This window comes from Burkholderia sp. RF4-BP95, assembly GCF_001521985.1.
GTDB lineage: Bacteria > Pseudomonadota > Gammaproteobacteria > Burkholderiales > Burkholderiaceae > Burkholderia > Burkholderia diffusa.
This window is the reverse complement of sequence record NZ_LOSX01000028.1, coordinates 19,353-27,271: the sequence shown is the minus strand read 5'-3', so window position 1 is coordinate 27,271 and position 7,919 is coordinate 19,353. Positions and strand designations below refer to the sequence as shown.

The window sequence follows — 7,919 nt, the reverse complement described above, 5'->3', positions numbered from 1 at the left end:
TCAGCTCGCGGCCATCAAGCGCCCACACTTATCGGCTGTTAATTTTTAAAGAGCATTTCTGCGAGAAACCTGGAGTTTCTCAGCAGCGCTGCGTTTTCAGCAGCAGAGAAGCGAGATTATCAACCGTTTTTTAAAACTCGTCAACAACTTTTTTAACTACTTCATTGCGACGACTGCGGTTTAATTTCGTATGCACTGGAGTCGATAAAACCGACTTCAACAGCACCGCTTCCCTTCTTCCCCCCCGCGCTGCGTTTCCGTTAGCGCGAAAGAGGCGTGATTCTAAGCACCTGCCCCAGTCTCCGCAACCCCCTTTGTGAAATATTTTTGACGTGCTATGCCGGGAGCCGCTGAGCCGCAGCCGCGGTCATAATAAGCAACACGGCAGGAGCAGCCCCTCGGTCGCCCGTGAACCGCCCCGCCGCAGCGAACTCAACCTTCCGTCGATTACCGCCCAACCATCGCCCTCACCACGCCGTCCCGCCGAATCAGTCCGTGATACAGCGCCGCCGCGAAATGCGCGAGGAACGTCAAGAAGAACAGATAGGCCAGCACGCGATGCGCGACCCTGAGCCAGGCGAACGTCACCGGATCAGCCGACACAATCGCCGGCAGCTGCACGCCACCGCCCAGCGTCACCGGATACCCGCCTGCCGACAGCATCGCCCACCCGATCAGCGGCATCGCGAGCATCAGCGCGTACAGCACCAGATGCGACCCATGCGCGGCAACCTTCTGCCACCAGGGCAGATCCTCGGGCAACGCGGGCGGCTTCGATACGAACCGCACCACGATACGCACGCAAACCAGCGCCAACACGGCAATCCCCAGCGGCTTGTGCAACGCCACCAGGAAATCGTGCCGCCCCGAAACCGACGCCACCATCCCCACCCCGATGAACAGCATCGCGACGATCATCGCGGCCATCACCCAATGCAGCAGCCTCGCCGGCAAGCTAAACGTCGTCGTCGCCTTCATCATCGTCCCTCCGCACTCAGTCGCGCCGCGCCGGCCACGCCGGCTTCTTCACTCGTCCGGCGCAGATACGAATCCGCATACGCCGCGGACCGCGCCGCCAGCAACGGATCCTCCGACACCTGAATCCCCTGCGGCAACACCGTCGGGTCGTAATTCACGTCCCGGCACGGCCCGCTGTCCTGCGCCTCCACGCGATCGAGCACGAGCGTCCCCGCGTCAATCGTCGTACGCTGCGCGGGCCAGGTCTTCGTCGCGTCGTCCACCGGGTCGCCGGGCTCCGCCAGCGTGACCAGCAGCTTCCACTTCTGCGCACCCTCCGCGATGCGCCGCGTCAGGTCCTGCTGCAGCACGTTCGGATCCGCGGCCGTCGCGACGTCGCCGGCGCCCGTCGTCTGCTCCGGCACGACGCGCCACCTCACCGCCTGGCGCTTGCCGGCGGCGTCGACGAAGTAGAACGCGTTCAGCCCGTAATAGCTTTCGGTGACGTAGCTCGCGCTCGGCTTCGCACCCTTCACCCAGGCGCGGAATGCGGCCGTCTCCGGATGCGCGCCGAAAAACGCCTTCACCTTCGCCGGATCGGGCTTACCCGTCGCCGGATCCGGCCGGGTCGCCAGCAACTGCGCGTAGAACGCCTTCGGCGTCGCCACCGGAAACACCGGCATCGCGTTCATCCCGGTCCGCCATTGCTGGCCGTCCGGCGCGGTGAGCTTCAGCGCGAGGCTGCGGATCGGCACGCTGCTGTCGGGCGCATACGGATTCCCGCCCGGCAGCGCGAAGCGCCCGACCACGGGCGTGCGCACCGCCTTGAAGAACGGCGCGACGGAATATGCGCTCGCGGCGCCGTTACCTTCGAAGTAACCGGTCACGCACACGCCCTTCGCGTGATTGCGCCGGAAACCCGGATGCTCGCCGCCGGCCGTCTGCAGCGCGTCGACGAGCCGGTGCGGGGTCAGACGCGCCGGCGCGAGCCAGCCGCCAACATACCCGAAGGCCACGGCCACGCCGGCCACCGCGCCGCCGATCACGGCCCAGCGCCACCACCCGCGCCCGGGTTCGCGCGGCGGCGAAGAAGAGGAAGATTGCTTCATGGATGCACTCCCGATCGTCAGATCATTGTCGAACGCGTGTAGGACGCCACCCGCGCCGCTTTATTCCATCAAGAAATTTTTCGTATGCTGACGGAATAAGCGGCGCCGACCGGCGTCCTACACGGCATCTCCATGCTTATCGGCTCGCGCCCCGGCCATGCCCTCAAACGCCCCCGACGACGACGCATTGCGCGAACTCATCCCCAGGCTGCGACGCTTCGCGCTCTGGCTGGCGCGTGACGTCCACGCGGCCGACGATCTCGTCCAGTCGACGCTCGAGCGCGCGCTGTCGCGCTGGGCGAGCCGCCGCGACGACGCGTCGCTGCGCAGCTGGCTGTTCACGATCCTTTACCGGCAGTTTCTCGACGGCAAACGCAGCGCGAAGCGCTACGCGTGGCTGCTCGGCCGCATTCGCGACGACGACGAAGCGCACTGGCCGTCCGCCGAACGCGAGGCAACCGCGCGCGCGACGCTCGAAGCGTTCGGCCGGCTCTCCGACGAGCAGCGCAGCCTGCTGCTGCTCGTCGCGGTCGAGGGCTTCACGTATCAGGAAGTCGCCGACCTGCTCGACGTGCCGATCGGCACCGTGATGTCGCGACTCTCCCGCGCGCGCCGGGCACTGCGCCAGCTCAGCGACGGCGAGCTTCCCGCTCCTTCTCTCCGCTTGATGAAATGAACACGCTCCGTCCCGACGAACACGATCTCCAGGCCTATGTCGACGGCCAGCTCGACGACGATGCGCGCGCCGCGGTCGAGCGATATCTCGCGCTGCATCCGGAGAGCGCGGAACAGGTGAAGCAATGGCAGATGGATGCGCGGCGGTTGCGGGCCGCGCTCGAGAGCGTGCGGATGCCTGGCGAGAATCCTGCGCTCGATCCGGCCGCGATTCGTGCGAAGCGTGCGGAGCGCTCGCGGGTGCGGTTCGCGATGGCGGCTTCGTTCGTGTTCTGTATCGGGCTCGGGACGTTTGGCGGGTGGCAAGCTCGTGGGTGGAACGCGGCGCCGCCGATTGCGCCGATGAGCGATGCGGTCGAGGCTTACCGGATGATGGCGGTCGATCAGACCGCGAAGGTGGATTTCCGGCCGACGGGTGCGAAGGATTTGCAGACGTGGCTCACCCGGCGCATGGGGGCGTCGGCGAGGCTGCCGGATTTGAGTGCGGCCGGGTTCCGGCCGGTTGGCGGGCGGTTGTTTACGACGGACAGCGGCGCGACGGCTGCGATGGTGCTTTATGAGGACGACGCCGGGCGGACGCTGAGCTTCTATCTGCGGCCGGCGGAATCGAAACATCGGCTGCTGCCAGCCGGGCAACGTGTGGATGGGTCGTTGCTGGCGCGGTATGGGTCGGTGAATGGGCTCAACTTCGCGGTGGTCGGGCCGGTGGATAATTTGGGGGAACAGGCTGTCGTGCGGGCGCTCGATCAGCAGATTTGATCGGGGCTATGCACGGCCGGTGCGCGGCTGTTACGCGCTGCCTGCGGTTCAGCCGAGGCGGTTCGATCAGCCTGATGGCGCTCACGCTCACCGTTCGGGTCCACAGCGTTTGGATTCGCTTTCGCGGTGGTTATACACATCGTGAACATCGTCGCGATGCAATCGTGAATGGACGCACCTTCTTTGCTTTCGATGTCACAGGGTTTGGCGTCGTTTCAGCGCGGGATATCCACATCGGCCGCAACGGCTTGGCATGCCATCTCTTGTCGAACCCCTCACCCTTGAGGGGCACAGCATTTCGAATGCCTTTGGGCGGGGATATCCACGCCGCCCTCACCGCGCTGGTACACAGGATTTCGATTCGGCTGCTCTCGGGTTGTTCATATGCGCGCGGGCGCTTCAGATCAATGTTGCCCGGTGGGGTGCACAGCGTTCCTGATTGTTTTGCGTGCCGATTGTCCACACGCAACCATCGGGCGCTACGGCGGCACGGACGTCACTTGGTCGAGTAAGACCCGAGAATCTCGCCGGTTTCCGGGGACACGAATAGGCAGCCTTCAGACCGAGCAGCGTCGCGGTATCGAGATCGACGGAACACCGGCGGATGGTCCCGAAATTCAGCTTGGCCATCCGTCCCCCTGAGACATTGCGCTCAACTTACGCTTCTTTCTGCAAGGCCATCAATTCCCTTAAGCAATCAGCACACGTTGCCGTCAGTAGTCCGATGGCTGCTTCCATCGACTCGTCGTCGTTAAAGTGGTAGACACCCCCTCCTTCGTGCGTACCGCCCAGCTCGCGCACTTTCGCCTCTTCGGATTCCAGCATGTAGCCGGGATACTCGATTTCGTGCCGCACGAGCAGCAGCGGGACGATCCGACGGCCGCCCTTCCAGTTGCTGCGGTCGTTAATGAGGTCGGATACGGTCCGCGTCACGAGCTCGCCGCCTACATGTCCGTGGGACAGGCAATTCATCAGCGGCATCGCGTCACCTGTTTCCCCGAAGCTGCCGGTGGCTTCGCGCCTGCCTCGAGAAAATACGACGACTCGTCGGGAATGACGCCATCCACGTAACGCCTGTCTTCCCACAGCAAGCGCCATCGCGTGCGCACGGCCAGCTCCATTGCATCTCTGACCTTCGGCGCTCGCGTTCCTCTGCCCAGGTAATTGAAGCACCCCCTGTTCGGGAACACGCGGCAACCGCCCACCGGCACGATGCCAAGCCACTTCGATCGCTCGACGGTAACGGGTTCCCAGATGCCGTCGCAAGGCACTTTGTCGCCGGACTTGATCATCACGCCGACTGGTTCCGGAATCTCCTGCAAGTCCTCCGGAAACACCGGATACGGCAGCGTGTAGAAGCTGTGTTCGTATGCATGCGGTGAAAGCAGCAGCCCAACCGAGCACAGTTGTGCGAGGTCGGTATATCCCGGCTCGAACGGCGCATACTCCATCTGGTATTCCGATGCGTGCAGCAGTCGAACAAGCGCATCGACCTTCGGCGGGTACGGGGCAACCTGCGCACCCCGATCCCAGTAATCCGGATGAGGGAAGAAATACGCATTCAGATGGTTGTACCGAGCAACCGCATATTGCAGCGGCTCACCGCGCCGCCAGACGAACCGGTGCCCTCGGGCCAGCTCGGATAACCCTCGATCGTAGGCCGCAAGGATCTCGAAGATCATCGGCAGATTATTTGCCGGCATGGGCTCCGGATCATCCGCGGACTGGTTCTTCACAGCGCTCTCATATTCATTCGCGAAGATCGCAAACGCATCACGCTTGCGCTTCCAGAGCGAAAAGCTGGTCAGGCGTTGAAGCAGCCAGACGATCCTGCGCCGCGTCGTGTCATCCGTCATGTCGTGCGACTGTGGCGTGTTTGTCATAACGGATCCTCGTGCAACTGCGGCCACATCGGGCATATGCATCTGCGGCGCAGCCAGCAATACCTGTCACCAGCCTCACATTGACGGGTGCCTTCATCGATCGTCGGGATCGAACCTCATGTTCAATCGCTCTTGTACCGACAACGATTCTGAACCCCGGCGATTCTACAGACACGAGCGTTCGAGCTGGTCACAGGCTTCGACTTCCATTGCTCCGTCTGCCGGACGAAGTGCATGCCGTGCCCGGATCACAGTCGGCGGACTGTGCTTATCCAAAGGTGTTAACAGAGTTCGTATACATACGTAGTGATAGTTAACAAGCTCGGTGCCTCACAGTGGATAACCTCCGTAACGCCCTGAATTTTCAAGACGAATCGGAACGCATAACCACCGGCGATGCACACGCAAAACTCTGTGAAGCACAGAACAACTTTTCGTCGATTCACAGCCACGCCGACATATCCTCAATCGTTCCACTGTGAATCCAGAGGCTTGCCGGACGGTTATCCAGAGGGCAATGTGGATAACATCACAGCGCATCGACACGTTTTACTGTGATGCGAAGCAGTGAAGCCAACGTGCCCGGCATCGCGAGACTCCATCGATCCTCGACACCCGCACACGCCCGATTCAAAAAATTTTCACGAAGGGACTTGCGCACCTCAAAAACCCTCTCTATAATTCGCGGCTTCTTAGGCTCGTAGCTCAGTTGGTTAGAGCACCACCTTGACATGGTGGGGGTCGTTGGTTCGAATCCAATCGAGCCTACCAACGAACAAAATGAAGGGGTCTGGCAGTGCGCATTGCCTACGGGCAATCCGGCTCGCCAACATACAAACGCCACGCGGCAACATCGCGTGGCGTTTTTCTTTTTGCGGTCGAAATAGCCAATGCATGCGCGCGATGCTTCATGTGCGATACATGCGAGACCGGCAGCCAGCAATCGACAAGACAGGGCGCAAAGCCCCCGCTCGTCAAGCATCAATGCAGATGCTTCAACTTGTCAGGATTCCGCACGACATAGATCGCGACGATCTTCCCGTCTTCGATCTCGAGCGCCGTGGTTTGCAACTCGCCGTCGGCCTCCAGCGTGACGAAACCCGGCAACCCGTTGACGAACCCGGCCCGCACGAGCGTCGACGCATGCGTCGCGAACAGTTCTGCCAGGTATTCGTGCACCTTCATCACACGCTCGAAGCCGAACACCGGCTTGCCCGCGGCCGAGCGCTTGCCGCCGCCGTCCGAATGCAGGCTCACGTCCTCGGCGAGCATCGCGCCGAGCGCGCGCATGTCGCCGCTGCGTGACGCCGCGAAGAACGCCTCGGCCAGCTCGATCCCGCGCTGCTTCTCGACATGAAACCGCGGCCGCGCCTCGCGTACATGCGTGCGCGCGCGCGCCGCAAGCTGCCGGCATGCGGCCGGGTCACGCTGGATCGTCGTCGCGATCTCGTCGAACTCGAGGCCGAACACGTCGTGCAGAAGAAACGCCGCGCGTTCGAGCGGCGAGAGCCGTTCGAGCGCGAGCATCAGCGGCAGCGTGACGTCCTCCTGTTCATCCTCCTCGACGACCGGCTCCGGCAGCCACGGGCCGATATAGGTCTCGCGCTGGTGCCGCGCGGACTTCAGCTGATCGAGGCACATGCGCATCACCATGCGGCGCAGGAACGCCTCGGGCACGCGCACCTCCGTGCGATCGACGTCCATCCAGCGGATGAACGCCTCCTGCACGATGTCCTCGGCGTCCGCGACGGAACCGAGCATCCGGTACGCGACGCGGATCAGCGTGCGACGCAGCGGATCGAAGCTCGCCGCAGCGTCGTCCCGGTCTTCGGTGCTGCCCGCGGCCGGATCGAGGTCCGTCATCAGGCCACCATCTTCGCGGCAGCAGCTTTCGCTTCAGCCGGATCGATCCACAGCCCAAAGCCGACGGCCAGCCGGTTCCAGCCGTTGATCACGTTGATCATCACCGTGAGTTTCACCTGTTCCTCCTGGCTGAAATGGTCGTTCAGCGCCGCATACGCGGCTTCGTGCGCGCCATGGCCCTCCGACAGCCGCGTGAGCGCGTCGGTCCAGCCGAGTGCCGCGCGTTCGCGGTCGGTGTAGCAGGGCGCTTCGCGCCACGCGGCCAGCAGGTTGATGCGCTGCTCGGTCTCGCCTTGCTCGCGCGCCTCGACGGTGTGCATGTTAAGGCAGTTCGCACACGCGTTGATCTGCGATGCGCGGATCTTGACCAGCTCGATCAGGGTCGGCTCGAGGCTCCCGGCAGCGGCGACCGATACGGCCATCCAGTTCTTCATCAGCGCGGGGGCGGCGGCAAACGGATTGAGTTTCGCAGTCATGGTTCCTTCTCCTTTCGTGTGGGTTCCGGTGATATGACGAGCGAGACCTCCGCGCGTGTGACATCGATGCGAAAAATTTTTCAAAAGCCGGGAAGCGCACGGAGGGCACGGCAGTTGAACATCGCACCGACGGCCGCGATGCCAACGTGCGGATCGTGGCCGATATCGACTGCGTGACGCCGTCCCTCCGGTGTGCC

Annotated in this window: 8 protein-coding genes and 1 tRNA gene; 3 read left to right on the top strand and 6 right to left on the bottom strand. The window is 63.1% G+C overall.

Annotated features, from left to right (window positions below):
* Nucleotides 1-447: 447 nt before the first annotated feature.
* Both WS46_RS12390 and WS46_RS12385 read right to left on the bottom strand, forming a co-directional pair.
* Nucleotides 448-981: a cytochrome b gene (locus tag WS46_RS12390; RefSeq protein ID WP_059531397.1), complete on the bottom strand. Its 534-nt coding sequence runs from the start codon at nucleotides 979-981 to the stop codon at nucleotides 448-450.
* Nucleotides 978-2,066, bottom strand: coding sequence for a catalase family peroxidase (locus WS46_RS12385; protein ID WP_059690697.1), 1,089 nt, complete (start codon nucleotides 2,064-2,066; stop codon nucleotides 978-980). Before WS46_RS12385 ends, WS46_RS12390 begins: the two co-directional genes overlap by 4 nt.
* Nucleotides 2,067-2,223: 157 nt before the next feature.
* Between WS46_RS12385 and WS46_RS12380 the strand changes: the two genes are divergently transcribed.
* Complete coding sequence (locus tag WS46_RS12380) at nucleotides 2,224-2,742, top strand: sigma-70 family RNA polymerase sigma factor (RefSeq protein WP_059531391.1); 519 nt, start codon at nucleotides 2,224-2,226, stop codon at nucleotides 2,740-2,742.
* Nucleotides 2,739-3,500 carry an anti-sigma factor gene (locus WS46_RS12375; RefSeq protein WP_059690696.1) on the top strand — a complete coding sequence of 254 codons (762 nt, stop codon included), beginning with the start codon at nucleotides 2,739-2,741 and terminating at the stop codon, nucleotides 3,498-3,500. The genes WS46_RS12380 and WS46_RS12375 overlap by 4 nt, the downstream gene beginning before the upstream one ends.
* A 657-nt stretch (nucleotides 3,501-4,157) precedes the next feature.
* Here the strand turns inward: WS46_RS12375 and WS46_RS12370 are convergent.
* Nucleotides 4,158-4,481 carry a hypothetical protein gene (locus WS46_RS12370; RefSeq protein WP_059690695.1) on the bottom strand — a complete coding sequence of 108 codons (324 nt, stop codon included), beginning with the start codon at nucleotides 4,479-4,481 and terminating at the stop codon, nucleotides 4,158-4,160.
* Complete coding sequence (locus tag WS46_RS12365) at nucleotides 4,472-5,383, bottom strand: Imm72 family immunity protein (RefSeq protein WP_059690694.1); 912 nt, start codon at nucleotides 5,381-5,383, stop codon at nucleotides 4,472-4,474. Before WS46_RS12365 ends, WS46_RS12370 begins: the two co-directional genes overlap by 10 nt.
* 694 nt (nucleotides 5,384-6,077) lie before the next feature.
* On the opposite strand from WS46_RS12365, the gene WS46_RS12360 reads away from it, so the two are divergent.
* Nucleotides 6,078-6,154 (top strand) — tRNA-Val (locus WS46_RS12360).
* A 210-nt stretch (nucleotides 6,155-6,364) separates the two neighbouring features.
* Here the strand turns inward: WS46_RS12360 and WS46_RS12355 are convergent.
* Together WS46_RS12355 and WS46_RS12350 are read right to left on the bottom strand one after the other, a co-directional pair.
* Nucleotides 6,365-7,246: a sigma-70 family RNA polymerase sigma factor gene (locus WS46_RS12355; protein ID WP_059690693.1), complete on the bottom strand. Its 882-nt coding sequence runs from the start codon at nucleotides 7,244-7,246 to the stop codon at nucleotides 6,365-6,367.
* Nucleotides 7,246-7,722, bottom strand: a complete 477-nt coding sequence (locus WS46_RS12350; protein ID WP_059602222.1) for a carboxymuconolactone decarboxylase family protein — start codon at nucleotides 7,720-7,722, stop codon at nucleotides 7,246-7,248. Before WS46_RS12350 ends, WS46_RS12355 begins: the two co-directional genes overlap by 1 nt.
* Nucleotides 7,723-7,919: the final 197 nt, after the last annotated feature.